This is a genomic window from Actinacidiphila glaucinigra, from assembly GCF_035918135.1.
Lineage (GTDB): Bacteria > Actinomycetota > Actinomycetes > Streptomycetales > Streptomycetaceae > Actinacidiphila > Actinacidiphila glaucinigra.
On the sequence record NZ_CP109144.1, the window covers coordinates 392,641 to 413,755 of the forward strand.

Here is a 21,115-nt window from a genome sequence, read left to right on the forward strand (position 1 = left end):
CGCTCCTATCCTCGGCGGTTCTCGGCTGCCGCCGCCGAGGGCCGCCCCACGGCCCAGGTCGGCAGGTGCTCGATGCGAACGACGGCGCAGGTGATCGAGACCCCGCCCCCGTGCGCCACGATCAGCACATGGTCGCCCGCGTCGACTTCCCGCATCGTGACGAGGTGATTGAGGCCCACAATCTGGTCGTTGACCGTCATGTGCCCCAGCCCTCTGCCGAATTCGAGCAGCCCCTGCTCGGTACGCAGGCCAATGGGGTCGAGGATCCCCTTGAGGTAGCCCTCCCGGCCGGTGAAGATGTGCGCCACGCGGGTGATGTCGCCGACGTCGAGGTCGGCCTCGGCCATCGTCCGCAGAGCGAGCTCCGTCCGGAGTTCCCCCTGACGCCCCACGGCTTCGGAGACCGCCTCGTCCAGGGGTGCGGCCGTCACCGGCCGGTCCTCGGCGTCCACGCCCGTCACGGGAGGGAACTCCTCGTCACGGAAGCGCTCCTCGACCTCGGCGGTGGATCCGCTGTTGATCGACAGGAGCCTGGCGAAACCCGGCTCTTTGGTGAGCACGACGGCGCTGGCTCCGTCGGCGATGACGCCGTTCTCCAGCGATGCCCAGCGGTTGAAATGCGGGGCGCTCACGTTGTCGGAGCCCGTGACGAGTGCCGCCACGCGCTCGGGGACGGCCAGGAGATGGCAGGCGGCGAGTTCGAGTGAGCCGATCAGTCCGTTGCATCCCTGACTGACCTGGTAGGAGGGGATGTCCCGGTCGGTGACGTGGCGCAGGACGTAGTGCTGGGCCGACCAGGCTCCGGGCCCCTGCTTGTGCATGCCGGCGTGTATGTGGAGGGCGAGGTCGTGGGGGTGGGTACCGGCGCGCTCGATGGCCTGGCGCGCTGCCCGCACGGCCATGTGCGGTGCCGGTGTGTCGCCGGCGACGGCCGCTCCCGTCCATCCCTGGTACTCGTGGTCTTCGGGGTCGTACAGGCCCAGTTCCACCGCTCTCCTGGCGTCGAGGACGGTGGGGACGTGTACGCCGAGCCCTGCGATGTACAGGTCGGGGGTCTTCACTTCGAGGACGCTCCTTCCGGCTCGTGGTCGGCCGCCGTGGCGGCCTTGGTGTCGGCAATGGCCTGGGCGAGGGATTCGACGGAGCTGTCCCGGAGGATCTTGACCATCGGCAGTCTGACCCTGAGCTGCCGGTCGATGTCGTTCCTGAGCTGGACCGCCATCATCGAGTCCATGCCCATCCTGTTGAGCGGCCGGCTGGCGTTCACGCGCTCCGGCTTCAGGCCCAGGATGGCGGCGGCGATCTTCTTCAGCGTCTCGACCACCCCGGAATCCGTCCCTGCGCGTGACACGGGGACGGGGCTGACCACGGTCTGTCGTGTCGGGGGTGCCGGGCGGGCCGCGCGGGTCTGGGATCGCGCCGGGTCAGCCGGAGCGTGCGGCCGTGCGGGGGTGTCGCGCCGGGTCAGTTCGCCGAGCAGCGGCGCTTGTGCCGCGTGCGGATGGACGCGCGCCCATGACGGCCAGTCGGTTCGCAGGACGAGGGAGTGCGAGGTGCCTTCGGCGAGGATGCGCCCCAGAACGGTGAGTCCCTCGTCGGGAGTGAAGCTCGCCATGCCCTGTGGGATGAGGTCCCGGCCGTTCTCCTGTTCCTGGCGGGCGACCATGCCGACGCCGTCCCAGTAGCCCCAGTTGACCGAGGTGGCCGGGGCGCCGGCGGCAAGACGGTGGTGGGCCAGGGCGTCGAGGAACGCGTTCCCCGCCGCGTAGCCGCCCAGGAGGGGTGACGGCAGGATCGAGGAGCCGGAGGAGAACAGGACGAACATGTCCAGGGGCATGTCCTGCACCAGTCGGTGGAGGTTCCAGGCCCCTGACACCTTGGCCCTGAGGAGTGAGCTGAGGTGCAGCGCCGTCGTGTCGCTCACCGGGACGCAGTCGTAGGTCCCGGCGGCGTGGAACACCCCGCGCAGCGGTGCCTTGCCCCTGTGGGACCTGTCGGCGAGGAGCGCGCGCATGGCCTGGTGGTCGGCCACGTCGACGGCCGCGTACTCGACGTCGACGCCCCGCAGCGCGAGATCCCGCAGCAGGACCGGTAGTCCGGTCTGTGGGTGGTCGGGGGCGGCTGTTGCCGGATCGGGCAGCGGGGTTCGGCCGGTCAGGAGGAGGGTGCGGGCTCCCTGGTCGACGAGCCAGGAGGCGAGCCGTGCCCCGATGCCTCCCGCGCCACCGGTGATGAGGTACGTGCCCACAGGGCGCACGGAAGCGGCGGACGTGGTCCTCCTGCGGACCGGTGCGGCGGGCAGCACGTCGTCGGGGAAGGCGAGGACGGTCTGGCCGGTGAAGCGCCCGGCCGGGCTCTCCCGCTGGAGGACCCCAGCGGCTCGGGCGGCGCTGACTTCCCGGTGGGGCAGTGGGGAGAGCGCCCCCTTGCCGACGAGGTCCGCCACCGTCCGCAGCGCCGTACCGGCGCGATGGGGCTGGTGCCGGATCATGTGGGCGATGTCGACCGTGTGGAACGAGAGGTTGGGCACCAGCGGTATGCGCTCCAGGGGGCCGGCATCGGCGCTCTCGGGCCCGCTGAGCTCCAGGTAGTGTCCATAAGGTGCCAGCAAGGAGAGGCCGGCGCCCGGGCCGTGGCCCGTCCGGGTGCTGAGGATGACGTCGAATCCGGCCCCGGCCCCGCCCGCGCCCTCACGGAGCGCCGAATCGTCGGTGCTTCCGGCGACGGCGTGGACGTCCGCCCCCAGCCACCGGGCCACATTGACCGCGGCCGAACCGATCCCGGCCGTCTCCGCATGGACGAGTACGCGGTCGCCCTTCGCGACACGGACGACGTCGTGAAGCGCGTGGTAGGCGGTGAGGTACGCCCAGGGAAGTGTGGCGGCCTCGGCGGGTGCGATGCCCGCGGGAATCGGCGACGTGAGGACCGCCTCGGTGACGACGTGGGAGGCCGTCGCGTTCTCGGCGAGGGCGATGACCAGGTCGCCGACGACCACGTCGCGCACGCCGTCCCCGACGGCGATGACGGTCCCGGAACAGCCCGTGGCCAGCGGGACGCCCGGGAGGTCGACTGCGGCGTGGGAGACACGGATGACGGCCTCGTCCGCGCCGGGCACGGGAGGTGTGAAGGGGGTCAGCACTTCGTCGGCGCTCCCCGGCCGTGGCGGGGACAGGCGCACGGCCGCCACCGTCCCTGCGCCCTCGCGGATCTTCTGACGCGCGACCAGGCGGGCGACATGGCGCGCGCCGTCACGCAACGCGATCTGGTCCTCGTCGTCGGGTCGGAGGAGGTCGGCGATCAGGGCGTCGACGCTCTTGGGGTCGCGGTCGAGGTCGACCAGGCGCGTGCGCAGCTCCGGGTGCTCGGCGGAGAGCGTGCGTCCCAGTCCCCACAGCAGCGCCTGGAAGGGGGCGACGTGCCGGTCGTCGGCTGCGACGCGCTGGGCGTGGCGGCTGGTAAGCCACAGCCCGGGGGGGCCGGGGTGTTTCCGGGCGTCCAGGGCCTGCGCGAGGTGGATGACACTGCCGCAGGACAGCAGCTGGGCTCTGTCGATCTCCTTTGCCGTGGCGTGGAGTCCTGCTTCCGCGTCCAGGGACCACAGGTGCACGATGCCACGAAGCGGGCCGCGGTCCGCGACGTCGTCCAGCACCTCGGCGTAGTGCGCGGGGTCGGCGGGGTCGATGCGGAACCGGTCGTCGGCGGCCTGGTAGCTCGCGGCGGCGGTCACGACGACGGTGTCCTCGCCCTCGGCCGCGAGCCCTCTGGCCACGGCCCGTCCGAGGGGCCCGCTGTCGCTGAAGACGAGCCAGGTTCCGTGCTGGGAAGGTGCGCCGACGGTGTCCGGGCGTGGCTGCGTCTTCCACTGGAGTTCGTACCGGAGGCTGTCCAGGTCGTCCCCAGGGGCCGAGGGAACCGGGGTGGTTGTCACGGGGTCCTCCTCGAGGGCTGGGGCGTGACCGGCGAGGTACTGAAGTCGCGCACCGCGCATCTCGGCCAGGAGCCGGCCGGAGGAGTCGGCCATGCGGATGTCGGCGGCGAAGGAGTCCTCGCGCGAGGTCGGTACCAGGCGGGCGTGGCTGAACACCTGGTGCCCGGGCCGGTGGTAGGAGCGGAACTCGTCGATGCCGCCGAAGACGAACACGCCCTCCGCGTCCGCCACCGTGCGGGGACGGGCCGCCGCCATCCCATGGCAGCCGGCATCGAGCAGCGCGGGGTGGAAGTGGTGGTCGCCGAGGCCGGCGCGCACCGCCTCGGGACTGGCGAGGCGTGCCAGCGCCTCGCCGTCCCGGCGCCACAGCTCCACCACGCCCCGGAACGCACCGTTCCACTGGTTGCCGCGTTCGGCGTTGTAGGCGTACAACTCGGCGGCGCTCTGGTGGGTGGGAAGGCTGTTCCGGACGGCCGCCAGGTCGACCGGGGCTCCGTGTTCCGGGTCGTGAAGGGCGTGCCCCGCTGCTTCGGCGTGCAGGACCCACGGGGTGTCGTCGGAGAATCTGCCGTGGACCTGGAACGCCACATCCTCCGCACGGAGGACGGCGCTCACCCTCAGGGTGGGGGCCGGGCCGTTCCCGTCGAGGTAGAGGGCCTGACGGTAGTGGACGTCGGTCAGTGCGACCGGTCCGTCACCGATGATCTGACGGGTGGCTTCCGTGAGCAGTTCCAGGTAGAGGGTGCCGGGCACGACGACGGTGTCCTGGATCCGGTGGTCGGCCAGGTAGGCGTGGCGGCGCGGATCGAGGGGTCCCTCCCACGTGCGGGTGTCTCCGGCGGTCGTCGTGCGGGTTCCCAGGAGCGGGTGGCCCGGCCTGGTTTCCGGCCGGGGCCGCGCGGGCTTCGGAGCGGCGGCGGACTCGGGCAGCCAGTGCCGGGTGCGCTGCCAGGCGTAGCCGGGCAGCGGAACGTACCGGCCGCCGTCGACGATGGCGGCGAGGTCCAGCGCCACCCCGGCGATGTGGAGGCGCCCCGCCGCCGTCAGCAATGCGGAGCGTTCGCCTTCGTCGCGGTGGAGGGAGCCGACGGCGATGGTGTCGTCGCGGCCGGCCGCGCGTCCGGTCTCCCTGATGGCGTTGATCAGTACCGGGTGGGGGCTCAGCTCGATGAACACGGTGTCGTCGGCGTCGAGTTGGTGACGTACCGCGCCGACGAAGTCGACGGCCTCACGGATGTTCCTGGCCCAGTAGTCGGCGTCCATGCCGGAGCCGTCGATGACCTCGCCGAGGAGCGTCGAGTGGATCGGGACGATCGCTCGGCGCGGGGCGAGGTCCTTCAGTGCCTCCAGCAGGTCGTCGCGGAGCACGTCCATGTGCGGGGAGTGCGAGGCGAAGTCGACCTTGACGAGCCGGTTGGGTATCCCCCGTGCGTCGAGGCCCACCAGGACCTCGGCGAGGGCGTCCACGTCTCCGGCGAGCAGCGTCGAGGTGGGGCTGTTGGCGGCCGCGACGGAGACGGTGTCCTCGTGGCCCGCGAGGGCCCGGCCCGCCTCATCGGCGGGCAGGGCGACCACGGCCATGGCCCCACGGCCGGCCAGGCGCTTGGCGGTCCGGCTGCGGCGGCAGATGACGGCCGCGGCGTCCTCGAGGCTCAGGGCTCCCGCGATGTAGGCCGCCGCCGATTCGCCCATGCTGTGGCCGATGACGACGTCGGGTTCGACGCCCCAGGAGCGCCACACCTCCGCCAGGGCGATCTCCATCGCCCAGAGCGTGGGCTGGATGACGTCGAGTTCGGCGAAGCGGTCCTCGGACCCGTCTTGCAGTAGGTCGATGACGGACCAGCCGGTCTCGGCGCGGATCGCGGTGTCGCACGCCCGCATGGCGCGGGCGAAGGCCGGTTCGCCGTCGAGCAGTTCACGTCCCATGCCGATCCATTGGGAGCCCTGGCCGGGGAAGACGAACGCGACCCTGGGGCGCTGTGCGGGATCGGTGTACTCCGAGAAGGACAGGGAGGGCTCGGGGTCGCCTTGCGCGAAAGCGGTCAGCGCCGATGCGGCCTCCTCACGGGTGGCGGCCGCAAGGGCCAGCCGGGCGTCGAGGTGGGAACGGTGCAGCGCCGCGCTGTGGCAGACGTCGCGCAGGCGGGGGGAACGGCTGCTCCCGGCCGTCAGGAATCGCGCGTAGGAGGCCGCGAGTTCGGTGAGCGCCTCGGGTGTCGCGGCGGAGAGGGTGAGCAGTTCCGTGCGGTCCGTCGCCTTCTCCCCGACGGGCACCGGGGCGGGCACGTGCTCCTCCAGGACGAGGTGGGCGTTGGTGCCGGAGATACCGAAGCTGTTGACGCCTGCCAGAGCGGGCCGTCCGGCGTCGGGTAGCGGCGTGTTCCGGGTCGCGACGCTCAGCGGAAGTGCCGCCCAGGGTACGGCCGGGTTGGGCTCGTTGAAGTGCAGGCTCGGGGGGACGACGCGTTTTTCGAGGCAGAGCACCGCTTTGATGAGGCCGGCGATTCCCGCCGCGGCCTCGGCGTGCCCGATGTTGGTCTTGACCGAGCCCACGAGGGCGGGGCGATCGGCGGGCCGGTCCTTGCCCAGGACCTCGGCGAGGGCTTCGAGTTCGACCGGGTCACCGACAGCGGTCCCGGTACCGTGCGCCTCCACGTAGTCGACGTCGGCCGGATTCACGCCCGCGTCGGCGTAGGCACGCAGGAGTACGTCGCGCTGGCCCTTGACCCCGGGGGCGACCATGTATCCGCCGGACCGGCCGTCGTTGCCCACCGCGGAGCCGCGCAGGACCGCCCGGATCCGGTTCCCGTCGGCCACCGCCTGGGAGAGGGGCTTGAGGATCACGCTGCCGACGCCTTCGCTGCGGACGAAGCCGTCCGCGGACGCGTCGCCGAACTTGCAGCGGCCGTCCCTGGCGAGCATGCCCGCTCCGGAGTAAGCGACTCCTGCGTCGGGCCGGAGGACGAGACCGGCCGCGCCGGCGACGGCCAGCCGGCATTCGCCGAGGCGCAGCGCCTGCACGGCATGGTGCACCGCCACCAGTCCCGAGGAGCACGCCGCGTCGACGGTGAGGCTGGGGCCTCGCAGGTCGAAGGCGTAGGACAGCCGCCCTGACATGGGCGCGCGCAGGCCGCCTCCCGTCATGTCGTACAGGTCGTAGTGGTCACGTGCGGCGCGCTGGACGTGCCAGTAGTCGTCGCTGATCTGGCCGATGTAGACGCCGGTGCCGGAGCCTGCCAGCGCGGCCAGCGGGAGGCCCGCGTCCTCCAGGGCCTCGTAGGCGACCTCCAGCAGCAGACGCTGCTGGGGGTCCATCTTGTCCGCCTCACGCCGGGTGATACCGAAGAAGCCCGCGTCGAAGTCCGTGACCTGCCGCACGAATCCGCCCCACCGGCTGACGGTGCGGCCGGGGGTGCGCGGGGTGGGGTCGTAGAGCGGGTCGACGTCGTAACGGTCGGCGGGGATCTCGGTGATCGCGTCGGTGCCGTCGCGCAGGAGCGCCCACAACTCGTCGACGGTGTCGGCGCCGGCGAACCGGCCGGCCATGCCGATGACCGCGATGGGTTGGGCGGACTCCCGCCCCGCTGTGCGGCTGGGCTTGTCGTGCACGGGCACGGTCTGTTCCTCATGTCTGGCTGGGTGGCTCTGGCGAGACCACGGGGAATGCTGCTGGCTGGACCGCTTCTTCGGCGGACTCAGCCCTTGCGGCGGGTGGCGGCGAACCGCGTGTCCGCCTGTTCCTGGACGAGGTCCAGGTCGTGTTCGGTCTCGGCACCGGGTGTCGCGTCGGGCAGTTCGTCCTCGAGCCGCCGCAGCGGCCGGTACAGGAGGCCGACGGCGCCCCATACGGCGATGCACAGCCCGCACGCGATCATCAGCAGGGCCATGTCGCGTCCGGGACCGCTGCCGAGCAGGCCGCCGAGTGCGGGGTGCCCTCGCAGGAGAGGGGCGAACACGCCGTCGGCGAGCGGGCCCGCCGCGAGGAACCCCACGGGCTGGGTGGCGAGCGCGAGCATGACGTTGGTGGCCAGGACCCGGCCCTGCAGTTCCTGTCCCACCTTGACCTGGATGATGGACAGCCAGTGGGCGTTCATCACGGCCATCGCGCCCATCCGCAGTGCGAGGCCGATCGCGACGACGGGCAGGGACGCGTGCAGGCCCATCAGAACGGTGCCGGCGCCGACGCCGAGGGTGGCGCCGATCACGCCGATCGCCCGGCGCCGGGTCCCGCCCCAGGGGATCATCAGCAGTCCGCCCAGCACACCGCCGAGTCCGCCCAGGGTCGTCACCAGGCCGAGCTGCGGGACTCCTGCGAAGGACAGGACGAGCGGCTGCACGGCGACGAACACCGTCGAGGCGAAGAGGTTCAGCACCGCGGCGAAGCCTGTCAGCAGAAGCAGCGGCCTGCGACGCGCGATGAACCGCCAGCCCCCGGTGAGGGCTTGGCCGAAAGTCTCGCGTTGCCGCCGGAACATCCGGTCGGGGAAGCGGACGGCCAGCAGGGACCCGATGCCCGCGGCGAAGGCGCCCACGCCCACTCCGACGACGCCGGACACTCCGACGAGGGCCACGAGGGCGCCGCCGAGGAGCGGTCCGACGACGTTCGCGAAGCCGAGTCCGAGCCCCACGAGGGCGTTGGCCTGCGGCAGGTAGGGCTTGGGCACCAGCTGGGCGGTGGCGGCCAGGTACGCGGGCCGGTGGAACGCGGTCGCGATGGAGGTGATCGTAACGATGAGGCACACGGCCGCCAGGGACGTCCGGCCGGTGGCCAGGAGCACCGCCAGTGCTGCCATGGCAAGGGCGCTGGTGCCGTCCGCCGCGAGCATGACGCGGCGGCGGTCCACCCGGTCGGCGACCGTCCCTCCGATGGGGGTGACCAGCACGGCGGGGAGCGTGGCGAGCATCGTGACGAGGGCCAGGTCGAGCACCCGGCCGCTGCGCTGGTAGGCCCACACGCCGAGGGCGAACATGCTGAGGCTGCCGCCCAGCATGGACAGGAACTGCCCGGCCGCGACGGTGTGGAAGCCGCGGAGGCCGGAGGGCCGTACCGGGGTCGCGGCGACCGGCTCGGGCAGGCGCCCGGCGGTCCAGTCCGTGATCCGCTCGCTGAGCAGGGCGGCGAGGGCGGTCGCCTGATGGCGCAGGAAGTAGTGGCCCGCCTTGGGGATGGTGGCGAGCTCGACCCGGTCGGCGAAGGCGCCCCATTCGCGGTACCGCTCCTGGTACAGCTCCGTGGAGTGGTCGGCCTCGCCCACCACGCACAGGACCGGCGCCTTCAGGGCGGCACGTGGCGCGGCCAGTTCCCGGGCGTACCAGGCCCGGGCCTGTGTCGAGTCGTGGCGCATGGCGCGCAGGGCGGTCTCGGTGGTGGTGTCGTCCATGTCGTCGAGGATTCCGCCGGTCGTGCGCAGGATGTCGCGGTAGTGGCGGCTGGAGGCCCAGCGTTCCAGCGGCAGGACGCGGTTGGCCCAGGCGGCCGCCCGTCCCGGCAGGCCCGCGGTGGGGAAGTTGCCCGCCACGACCACGCCGAGCACCTCGCGTCCGCCGGCCTCGAGCCTGCGGGCGAGCGCGACGGCGGCGGCCGATCCCACGGAGTGCCCGTAGACGAGGACGGGGCCGCCGGCCGTCGCCTCGATCTCCTCGGCGAGCCGTTCGGTGAGCTCGTCCAGCGGCCGGAACTCCTCGTCGGGGCGCGCGGGATCGTGTCCCGGCAACTCGACGGCGAGGAGCGCCAGATCGTCCGGGAGTGCCGCGGCGAGCGGCTGGTAGACGGCCGCCGATCCGCCGCCGTACGGGAAGCAGACCACGGTGGCCGCGGCGTTCCGCGACCCGCTGAGGCGGTGGAGCAGGCGGCCCCGCCCGGCGTCGGCCGCGTCGAGGTGTGCGGCCAACTCGCGGACGGTGGGCCGGGTGAACATGTCGATCACCCGCAGGCCGGGGTCGCAGGCCCGTACAGCCCGGACCGCGGTGAACGAGTCGCCACCGAGGGCGAAGAAGTCGTCGTCGATCCCAATGCCGGGCAGTCCGAGGACCTGTGCCCACACCTCGGCGAGGCGGTGCTCGGTGGGGGTGCGCGGCAGTACGCGGTCTTCGGCGTCCTGTGAGGCGGGGCGCGGCAGGGCGGTTCTGTCGACCTTGCCGTTGGGGGTCAGGGGGAAACGGTCGAGGACCGTGAGGGAGGCGGGCACCATGTACTCGGGCAGCCGTTCCCGAAGCCCGGTACGGATCTCGCGAGAGTCGAGGCAGCTTCCGGGGTCCTGTACGACCCAGGCGGCGAGGCCCTGTCGCTGTCCCTCGCCGACGGGCAGCACGACCGCTTCGGCGACACCCGGCAGCCCGCGCAGGGCTTCGGCGACGTCGCCGGGCTCCACCCGGTAGCCACGTACCTTCACCTGGTCGTCGACGCGTCCGCGGAACTCCACCCAGCCGTCCGCGCGCATCCGCAGGACGTCGCCCGAGCGGTACAGGCGCCGCCCGTCCACGGTCACGAACCGCTGTGCGGTCAGCTCCGGTGCGCCGATGTAGCCGCGTGCGACTCCGGGGCCTCCGACGAGGAACTCCCCCGGTATGCCGGCGGGCAGCGGGCGGCCGTCCCGGTCGGCGAGGAAGCCGGTGGTGTTCGGCACCGGGCGGCCGAGCGGGACGATGCCGGTCCGCAGGCCTTCGGGCACGTCGTCGACGTCGCAGACCATGCGGACCATCGTGGATTCGGTGTGCCCGTAGTGGTTCTGCACCCGCAGCCCGGGGCGGGCGGCGCGGGCGCGCTCGACGATGGACCAGGGCAGCGCCTCGCCGGCGAACATCAGCAGCTTGCTCGGCAGGACGGCGCCGATGTCTCCGTGGGCCGCGAGCAGTTCGAAGTGGCTCGGGACGAGCTTGATGACGTCCATGGGGTGGTCGGCGAGGTAGCCGGCCAGGGCCACGGGGTCCATGGCCGTCTCACGCGCCACGAGGTGGAGGGTGCCGCCGGTGGTGAGGGCCGCGTGGAAGCAGGTGTGGGCGAAGTCGGCCGCGATCGTGGACATCACGGCGTAGACCCCGCCGTGGACATCCTCCCCCAGCCGTTCCAGGACGCCCTCCAGGTAGTCGGTCACGCCGCCGTGCTCGACGGCGACGCCCTTGGGGGTGCCGGTGGACCCGGAGGTGAAGATGACGTGCAGCAGGTGTTCGGGGCGCACCGGCACGGCGGGCCGGTGCTCGGGGCGGTCCCGGAGCGTCGCGGGGTCGTCGAGGACGACGACGTGTCTGCCGTCCCCCTCGACCAGTGCGGCGAACTCGCGCACGGTCACGACCGTGCGGACCCCGGCGGTCTCCAGTATCGAGGCGATCCGGCTCGCCGGATACATGGCGTCCAGCGGCACGTATCCGGAGCCGGCCTTGAGTACGCCGTGCAGCGCGGCGGGCAGGGCGACCGAGTGCTCCAGCAGGACCCCGACGGGCTCGTCGCAGGTGACGCCCGCGGCGATCAGGGCGTGGGCGATGCGGTTGGCCGTGCGGTCGAGTTCGCCGTAGGTGAGCCGCCCGTCGGGCGCCACGACGGCGAGCGCGTCGGGGGTACGGTCCGCCCACCGCTCGACGAGCGGGTGCAGGAGGCGCGGTGTCTCCTCGCGCACCGGGCCGCGCAGCGACGGCGCTGCGGCCGGTGTCAACTTCGCGGCGCCCACCGGCTCGTCGAGGTCGTCCAGCATCTGCGCCAGCAGGTTCTGGTACCACAACGCGATGTCCCGGACGGTCTCCTCGTCGAAGAGATCGCTGCGGTAGTTCAGGTTGCCGGTGAAGCCGGCCGGACCTTCCGCCAGGGTGAGGTGGAGATCGGACTTGGCGGACAGCACCGGTGGGCTCAGCGCGGTCACCTCGAGTCCCGGGAAGGCCTCCGGTTCGTCGCCCAGGACGAGGAAGTTGAACAGCGTCTGGACGATCGGGGCGGAGGTGGCGCTGCGGTCGGGGCGGAGCCGCGAGACCACCCGTTCGAACGGCACGTCGGCGTGGGCGAACGCGTCCAGGGCCACTTCCCGGGTCCGCTGGAGAAGTTCCGCCCACGTCGGGTCGCCGGAGAGGTCGGTACGCATGACGACGGTGTTGATGAAGCAGCCCACCATGTTGTCCGTACTGGGATGGCGGCGGCCTGCTTCCACCACACCGACGGGCACGTCGGTGGTGCCGCACATACGCGACAGCAACGCCTGCCAGGTCGCGAGAAACACCATGAACGGGGTACAGCTCGTCCGCGCGGCGACCGCCCGGACCCGCTCGGCGCGGTCGCCTGCGATCACCAGGTCGACCTCGGCGCCCCCGGGGCTTGCGACCACGGGCCGGGGCCGGTCGGCCGGAAGGTCCAGCTGGGGCGCAAGCCCGGCCAGTTCCTCCTCCCACCAGTCCAGGTCGTCGTGCGGCTCCGGACGGGAGACCTGCCACGCGGCGTAATCGGTGTGCTGCTCCGGAGGCGGCGGGGCCTCGGCAAGTCCGAGCCTTACGGCGTACAGGACGGGCAGTTCGGCGCGGATCACGCCCAAGGATGTTCCGTCGATCGCTATGTGATGGAACGTCAGAGCCAGTACCCAGGCGTCGCCGCTCCGGAGCAGCGCTGCACGCATGGGCGGCAGCAGCGCCAGGTCGAAGGGCCGGTCGGCCTCCGCCGCAAGCGCCGCGTCCAGGCGTTCCGCGGGAACGTCCTCGGCGGTCACCGGTACGTCCGCGGCGCTGCCCACGACGGTGACGGGTTCCCCGTCCCGTTCCTCGATCCGGCTGCGGAGCACCTCGTGGCGCTGCGCCAGCTCCCGGACGGCATCGAACAGGGCCTGTTCGTCCAGGGAACCGCGCAGCCGTAGCACGACGCGGGAGTGGAACGCGGAGCCGCTGGTGCCGAGCTGCTCGAGGAACCACAGCCTGGTCTGCGCGGACGTGAGCGGGACCGGCGCGGACGGGTCGGAGCGTCGCGGCAACGTGTCGGCGGGCTTGGCGAGCGCGGCGACAAGGCGCCGCTCCAGCAGTTCACGGGAGCGCGTCTGCGCATCGTCCGCGGTCACCAGCGAGCCTTCACCGAGAGCCCCAGCTCCCATGGCGTTCATCCTCCTTCGAGATGCCTGCCGCCGGCCGGCGGCCGGCGGTCCGGCCGGCACGGCCTCATGTCTGCGGGTACAGCGCGGACGCATCCGATGGCCGCCCGGGAAAGCCTCGTGATCCGTGTGTGCCGGACGACGGCCGCATCGTGATCCGCAAGCGGCCCACCGCCTCCTCGGCCCGGCGCACGGCTTCGTCCGGAGTCGCTGCACAGCTGATGGCGAAAGCGGCGCAGTCCATCGAATGGCGCAGTTCGTAGGTACGTGTGCCGGGCTCCACCATGAAGCCGCAATGGATCACGTCCGGAACCGCATACGCCTCCTTCAGCCCGCCGACGCTTTCGACCACGCCGGGCCCGGCGTGCAGGAAGCGGACCGCCGCGAACCGCCCGGCCCGCCGCGGTAGCGAGGGCGTCGGGATCTCGCCCTTGTGGAGGCCCCAGTAGGCACGGAACAACTCCGTGTCGTACGCCCACTCGATCAAATCCACCATGAAGTCGCCGGGCAGGCGTCCGGCGCACTCGACCAGGTAGGGCGTGCCCGCTTCGACGATCCACTCGCAGCAGACGAGGCCCGTACCGAAGCCCACCGTGCGCACGACCGCCTCGGTCTGGTCACGCAGACGCCTTTCGAGCTCCTCGGGTATGTCGGCGGGCGCCAGCTTTCCGCGCTCGACCGGCCTGGGGCCCGGGTACAGCTCTGTCTCGGTCACGTTGCCGAACAGCGTCCGGCCGGCCGACACCAGCAACTCCACACTGAACTCGCGTCCTTGGACGAAGCGCTCGACGAGCATCCGCACATCGGCCGGCCGGTCCGACCCCGAGACGCTCACATCCAGGGTGCGGCACTCCGTGACGCACTGCGCCCAGACCGCATCGATGTCGTCGGCGGACCGGAGGACGTGCGTGCCGAGGGACCCCACCCGGTCGGCCGGCTTGAGGATCGCAGCGCCCGGATGGCCCGCCATGAACGCCCGTACCTCATCCGCGCTGCTGACGGACTGCGACTCGGGGTTGGGGATACCGGCCGCCCGGGTCACCCTGCGGAGCACCGATTTGTCGCGCAGCAGCTCCGCCGCTCCGAGGCCGGCGCCGGGGAGGCCGTAGCGCTCGGCGAGCCGCGCGGCGAACGGAGTGGCGTACTCGACGGCCGGGGCTATCGCGGCCGGGGCGAGATCGGGGTGGGCGTTGAAGAACTCGTCTGCCGTACCCGCGCGTCGGTAATCCCAGCCGACCACTTCACGGATCACCGCCGCGTCCTTCAGCCGGGACCGCAGGTGACCCTTGCGGATGGTCCCCGGTTCCTCGATGAGGATCACCGAGGCGTCGGGCTGGAACACGCCGATGGCGGCCACCGCCACCCAGGCGAATCCCACCATGATCACGGGATGGGCCGTCGTCACTTGTTCTCTCCTCGGGCGTTCAGGATCGTTCTGAGCCGGCACACGGCTCTCGCAAGATCCGTCATGCCGGTCCGTCGCCCTGCTCGTCAGCGAGGTGCTCGAGCATCGTCCGCTCCACTTCGTCGGCGAAGTCCGCGAGCACCCGCCGGTCGAAGAGGGTCCGCACCGGCACCCGCTGGCCCAGCGCGTCGCGCAGCCGCCCCAGCATCCGGGTCGCGGACAGCGACGTGCCGCCCAGCGCGAAGAAGTCGCCCTCGGGGCCGATCTCGTCCACGTGGAGCACTTCGGCCCAGATCCTCGCCACGAGCTGTTGCATCGCCGACATGGAGGCCGCGGCCGTCGGCCCTGCCGCGCCGGGCGCCGGCAGCGCGGCGCGGTCGACCTTTCCGTTCGCCGTGGTGGGGAACGCATCGAGGACGACCCACCGGCGGGGGACCATGTACTCGGGCAGCGTGGCACCCAGATGGGCCTCGAAGGGCTCGGTCCGGCGGCCACCGTGACGGGTGACGACGTAGCCGACCAACTGCTGCTCGCCGACCGGGCCCACCACCGTGACGACGGCGTCGGCGACCTCCGGGTGGCGGCGCAGCACGGCCTCGATCTCACCCGGTTCGATGCGGTGTCCGCTCACCTTGACCTGGTCGTCCGTTCGGCCCAGGTACTCCAGTGTGCGGCCGTGCCACCGGGCGAGGTCACCTGTCCGGTAGCACCGCTCGCCGTCCGGACCGGTGACGAACCGCTCCTCGGTGAGCCCGGACCCGCCGAGGTAGCCGCGGGCCACGCCCACGCCGGCGATCCACAGTTCGCCGGTCACACCGGGGAGCGTGAGTCGCCCCCGCCGGTCCACGACGTGCACCCGGGTGCCGGCGATCGGACCGCCGACCGGCACCGGACCGTCTGCGACCGGCTGGTCGACCCGGGCGATGGTCGAGTAGATCGTGGTCTCGGTGGGCCCGTAGGCGTTCCACAACTCACCGACGCTCCCGGCGAGTCCCCGGGCCAGCGCCGGGTCGAGCACTTCGCCGATGCTGATCACCCGGAGCGCGGGCCGACGGGGCCAGTCGGCCGCCATCAGGATGCGCAGCGCGGTCGGCGTCGCCGTCGCGACGGTCACGCCGGTCTGCTCGATCCAGTCGGCCAGCGCGTGGCCGTCCGCCGCGGTGTCACGGTCCGCGAGCGCCAGCCGGGCGCCTGAGGCCAGCGTCACCCACAGTTCGTAGCCGAACACGTCGAAGGTGAACGGCACCACGCCGAGGGTGACGTCGTCCTCCGTCATCCCAGGACTCGCCGAGAGGGCGGCGACGAAGGCGGCGAGGTTCGCGTGGGTCACCTCCACACCCTTCGGCCGGCCGGTCGAGCCGGAGGTGAACAGGACGTACGCCGTCTGCTGCGCATCCGGTTCCGGCAGCTCGGCGGCCAGGGCCGCCCCCTTCTCGGCCTCGTCCACGTCGATCACGGTGACCCCCGGCACGGCACGGGCCGCGGCGAGAGCCGTGCCACCGGCGACGACCACGCGCACCCCCGCGTCCGCGGTCAGCTGGGCCAGCCGGGCGGACGGGTGGTCGGGGTCCAGCGGCAGGTACGCCGCCCCCGCCCGCAGCACGGCGAGCAGGGTTCCGGGCAGCAGCCGACCCCGTGGGAGGCAGACCCCGACCGGTTCACCCGGCCGAACACCGTGCGCCGCCAGGGCGGACGCCACCCGGCCGGACCACTGGGCCAGTTCGTCGTAGCCCACCGCACCGTCGGCGGCGAGCACCGCGACCGCGTCCGGCCTTCGGCGCGCCTGCTCGAGCACGGCGGCGACGACCGTGGAGGGCCGCTCCTGCGGCAGAGACGGGCCGGTCGCCGCCGAGCGCAGTTCCGCGCGTTCCCCGGCGGACAGCGGGTCGAGCGCGAGGATCGGCCGGTCCGTCGCGCCGAGCGCCGCGTCGAGCAGGGCGACGAACCAGCGAGCCCAGCGCCGCACGGTGGCCTGGTCGAACAGACCGGTCCGGTAGGTCAGCGTGCCCGCGAACCCGGTGCCGTCGTCGACGAGAGCGAGCGACAGGTCGGCCTGCGCCGCTGTCCGCGGTGTGTCGAGCCGCGTCGCGGCCACGTCGGCGAACCTGTTCGTGGGGGAAGGCAGGTCGATGACGTTGAGCATGGCCTGGAACAGCGGAGTGGAGTCCGGGTCTCGCTCCGGATGCAGTCTGTGCACGACCTCCTCGAAGGGCGTATCGGCGTGGTCGAGGGCTGCCAGCACCCGGGCCCGGGTCCGCAGCAGTGCCTCCCTGACCGTGGGATCGCCGGACAGGTCACCGCGCAGCACCAGCGTGTTCGCGAAGCAGCCCACCATGTGCTCGGTGCCCGGGTGGGTGCGCCCGGACACCGGCACGCCGACCGGTACGTCCTCGGTCCCGGCAAGCCGGGCCAGCAGCGCCTGCCAGGCGGTGAGCAGCACCATGAACGGGGTGCAGTCCAGCTCTGCCGCGACGCCCCGGAGCCGCGCGGCCAGACCCGCGGAGAGCGCCAGCGGTTCGACCGCGGCCGCCCAGCCGGCCGCCGGTCCCCGCGGCCGGTCCATCGGCAGGGTGAGCGGGGACAGCCCGCCCAGTTGCGCTGCCCACCAGTCCAGGTGCTCGTCCGACGCTCCGCCGCCCTGCCGGGCGCGCAGCCATTCGGCCACATCCATGTACTGGGCGCCGAGCGGCTCCGGAGCCGGGCCGTTGCCGCGCCGCGCCTGGTACAGCGCCGAGAGATCGTCCAGGATCGCCGTCCAGGACCAGGCGTCGACGGCTATGTGGTGCACCGTCAACACGAGGACATGTTCCGCCGCCGAGATGCGCAACACCAGGGCCCGGAAGGGTGGTTCGCGGTCCAGGGCGAACGGCCGTGAGACCTCGGCCCGCACCGCGGCGCCGACACCGTCCTCCCCGGTCTCCGCCACGGACACCGCGATGGTGTCGGGGTCGACCGACACGGCCAGCGGCCCTGCCTCACCCTCGGTCACGACCATGCGCAGCCCCTCGTGGCGGCCGCCGAGGTCACGCACCGAGTCACACAGGGCCGCCACATCGAACGAGCCGTTCAACCGCAGCGCCACGCTGGTGTTGTATGCGTCGCTGTCGGGACGCAGGCGCCACAGGAACCACAGTCGTTCCTGCGCGGGCGACAGCCGCACCGGCGCGGCAGGATCCGGGCGCCTCGGAACGGGCCCGGACACCGCCGTCCCCACCGTGCGGCCTTCCAGCTCCGCCGCCAGGTCGCGCAGCACCGGGCGCTCGAAGACGACGCGCACCGGCAGCCTGCAGCCAGTGGCTTGGGCCAGCATGCCCACCATCCGGGTGGCCGCGAAGGAGTGACCGCCGAGCGCGAAGAAGTCGTCCGTCGCGCCGACCCGGGGCAGGCCGAGAAGCACCTGCCACACCTCGGCCACCGCCTGCTCGGCGGGAGTGCCCGGCGCCGTCGGGGCCGCCTCGTCCTGGACGGGCCTCGGCGCCTCCCGCAGGGCCGCGCGGTCGGGTTTCCCGTTGGGGGTGAGCGGGATGCGGGTCACCACGACGATCGCGTCCGGCACCATGTGGTCGGGCAGCGACTCACGCAGCCGAGAGCGGATCGCGTCCGCCCCGGGCATGTGCCCGGGAGCGGGCACGACCCAGCAGGCCAGCCGCCGCTGGTCGCCGTCGCCTTCGGGCAGCACGACGGCGTCGGCCACCTCGGGCAGCGCCCGCAACGCGGCGGTCACCTCGCCGGGTTCGACCCGGTAGCCGCGGACCTTGACCTGGTCGTCGGTGCGGCCGAGGAACTCCACCACGCCGCCGTCGCGGAGCCGGACGAGGTCGCCGGTGCGGTACCGGCGCCCGCCGTCCGGGCCGTCCACGAATCGTTCAGCGGTCAGATCCGGCCGTCCCACGTAGCCGCGGGACACGCCCGGCCCGCCGAGCAGCAGTTCACCGGGGACACCCGCCGGCCGAGGCCGGCCCGCACGATCCACGACCAGGCCGGTGACATTGGGCAGCGGGCGGCCCAGCGGCACCAGCCCGGTGCGCGCCTCCTCGGGGACCTCGTCCACGTCACAGACCAGCGACATCATGGTCGCCTCGGTGGGCCCGTAGTGGGTGTGGACGGCGAGGTCCGGCCGCAGTCGGCGCACATCCTCCACCAGGGACCACGGACAGCCCTCCCCGCCGAGGATCAGCAGCTTCGCGGGCAGGACACCGGCGAGGTCTCCGTGGCGGGCGAGCATCGTCAGGTGGCTCGGTACGAGCTTGACCACGTCCACCCGGTGCCGAGTCAGGTACGCGGCGAAGGCCCGCGGGTCGGTGGCCGTCTCCCGGTCCGGCAGGTGGAGGGTGCCGCCGGTGAGCCAGGCCCCGTACAGGCAGGTGAGGCCGAGGTCGGCGGCGACCGTGGACACGATCGCGAAGGATCCACCCGCCACGTGGGGCATACGGGCGGTCAGACCGGTGACGCAGTGAGCGAGGTTGCCGTGCGTCACGGCGACGCCCTTGGGTGCCCCGGTCGATCCGGAGGTGAAGACGACATGGGCCAGGTGGTCCGGTCCGACCTCCACGGCCGGCCGCGAGCCGGGCCAGACGTCGTGGGCGGAGCCCGGTTCGACGACGTCCGCGATGCCGCGGACGCGGTCGGCGGGTTCGCCCGCCGTCACGACCAGCCGGGCGCCGGAGGTGCGCAGCATGGCGCCGATGCGGGCGGCGGGGTAAGCCTTGTCCATCGGCAGGTAGGCGCCACCCGCTTTGAGGATGCCGAGCACGGCCGTGGCGAAGTCGGTTCCGGGGTCCAGCAGGATGCCGACCGGCTGGTCCGGGCCCACGCCCAGCGCGATCAGGCGGTGCGCCAGCCGGTTGGCGCGCGCATCCAGCTCGCCGTAGGTGAGGGAGCCGTCGGGACCGGTCACGGCGATCGTGTCGGGGCGCTCGTCCGCCCACCGTTCGAACCGCGCGTGCACCGGCACCGTGGACGGTTCCGCGGTCGGGCCCGCGAACGCGGGGCCCACCGCCGGTTCCATGGGTATCGCGGCGACCGGACGTCCCGGGTCGCCGGTCATCCCGTCCAACAGGGCGAGGAACCACCGCACCAGCTTCTCCGCGGTGCCCGGGTCGAACAGGTCGCGGCGGTATTCGAGTCGGCCGTTCAGCCCGGAGCCGGGACCGCCGTCGGCCAGTTCCATGCTGAGGTCGAATTTGGCCGTGGTCGGCTGGACCAGCCGCCACTCGGCCCGCACGCCGGGCAGGGCGGGCGGCGCCACCTCGTCGTACAGGTTGAGCAGCACCTGGAACACCGGCGTCGCCGACAGGGTCCGCTGCGGCCGGAGCCGTTCCACGACGCGCTCGAACGGAGTGCGGGAGTGACTGAACGCGTCCAGTGCGCCGGCCCGCGCCCGGGCGATCAGATCACGTCCGGTCGGATCTCCCGTGAGGTCGGTGCGCACCACGATCGTGTCCAGAAAGCAGCCGACGACCGCCTCGCTCGCCTCGGTGTGCCGCCCCGCGTGGGGAACGCCCACCGCGACGTCGTCGGTGTCCGCGAGCCGTCCGAGCAGGGCCTGCCAGGCGGCCACGACCACCATGAACGGGGAGGCACCCGACTCCGCGGCAAGAGCACGCAGCCGAGTCGCCGTCGCGGGCGGCACCGCCACCGGCGTCGCGCCGCCCGGCCAGGCCGACTCCGAGGTCCGCGGCCGGTCGGTGGGCACGTTCAGCACGGGCGGCAGGCCGGCGAGGTACCCGGCCCACCAGTCGAGGTCGGCCGGTTCCTCGGCGCCCTCGGCCCCCTCTGGCAGCACGTCCGCGTACTGCGGTGCCGGCGCCGGTGGCTCGCCGTCACCGCACCGGACGGCGTACAGGGAGCCCAGGTCCGCGAGGAGCAGACGCTGCGACCATCCGTCGGTGGCGATGTGATGCAGCGTCACCGTGAGCATCCAGTAGCCGGGCAACCGGAACACCACGGCCCGCATCGGCGGTTCGGCGGTGAGCCGGAACGGGCGACCGGTCTCCTCGGCCAGCGCCGCGTCAAGGTCCTCCTCGTCCACGTCCTCGACGGACACCGGCACCTCGTCAGCCGGGCAGGTACGTACGAGCGGCTGGTCCCCGTCCGGATCGATGACGCCGCGCAGCACCCGGTGCCGCTCCGCCAGGTCCCGGAGGGCACCCAGCAGAGCTTCCTCGTCCAACTGCCCGGTCAGGCGCAGTACCAGAGGCACGTTGTACGCCGGACTGTCCGGTTCCAGCTGCGCGAGGAACCACAGCCTGCGCTGCACGGCCGACAGCGGGACAGGGCCTTGCCGACCGGTGTCCGCGGGCAGGACGGTTTCCAGCGCCAAGGCCTCCCGAGCGGCCGCGAAACGCGCCTTCAGCAGTGCGTGCGGCCCGTCGCCTGTGGTGTTCATCGTTTCCGTTCCTTGAGGTCGTTCGGCCTGCTCGTCGAGAACGGGACGCATTCCCCCTCACGCGCACGACGCGGGCGGATTTCATCCACTCGGCAACGACCAGCGGCGACGGCAGCCTAGATCCCTTGAGGAACCGTCAAATGAGGCTTTAACGCGTCCATGACGGTTATCAGGCTGCCCTTGACGCGAATTTCACGCACAGCCGCCACAGGGTGCCGCGATGGACCGGGCCAGGGTGGTGCCGATGTCGGGACCTCGGAAAAGTGAGAGTGCATCCAGCCGGGCTGGTAATGGATTTCGCCGCTTTCCGGGGTGCTACAGTTCGGCCTGGCCGCAGC

The 21,115-nt window shown here is 72.6% G+C and carries 5 protein-coding genes; all 5 read right to left on the reverse strand.

The features are described 5' to 3' along the window. Nucleotides 1–5: 5 nt before the first annotated feature. The 5 genes from OIE69_RS01825 to OIE69_RS01845 all read right to left on the reverse strand — a co-directional run bounded on the left by OIE69_RS01825 (nucleotide 6) and on the right by OIE69_RS01845 (nucleotide 20,777). Entirely contained in the window at nucleotides 6–1,061 is a 1,056-nt protein-coding gene (locus OIE69_RS01825) for a ketoacyl-ACP synthase III family protein (protein WP_326570160.1), read from the reverse strand. Next, nucleotides 1,058–7,543 carry a polyketide synthase gene (locus OIE69_RS01830; protein ID WP_326570161.1) on the reverse strand — a complete coding sequence of 2,162 codons (6,486 nt, stop codon included), beginning with the start codon at nucleotides 7,541–7,543 and terminating at the stop codon, nucleotides 1,058–1,060. Before OIE69_RS01830 ends, OIE69_RS01825 begins: the two co-directional genes overlap by 4 nt. Nucleotides 7,544–7,623: 80 nt before the next feature. Beyond that, nucleotides 7,624–12,987, reverse strand: coding sequence for a non-ribosomal peptide synthetase/MFS transporter (locus OIE69_RS01835; RefSeq protein ID WP_326570162.1), 5,364 nt, complete (start codon nucleotides 12,985–12,987; stop codon nucleotides 7,624–7,626). Between the two features lie 64 nt (nucleotides 12,988–13,051). After that, the gene (locus OIE69_RS01840; protein WP_326570163.1) at nucleotides 13,052–14,389 is read right to left on the reverse strand and encodes an ATP-grasp domain-containing protein; all 1,338 of its coding nucleotides are present in this window, start codon (nucleotides 14,387–14,389) and stop codon (nucleotides 13,052–13,054) included. Between the two features lie 61 nt (nucleotides 14,390–14,450). Beyond that, nucleotides 14,451–20,777 (reverse strand): non-ribosomal peptide synthetase, encoded by a 6,327-nt coding sequence (locus OIE69_RS01845; RefSeq protein ID WP_326570164.1) that lies wholly within the window; start codon nucleotides 20,775–20,777, stop codon nucleotides 14,451–14,453. Between the last annotated feature and the right edge of the window lie 338 nt (nucleotides 20,778–21,115).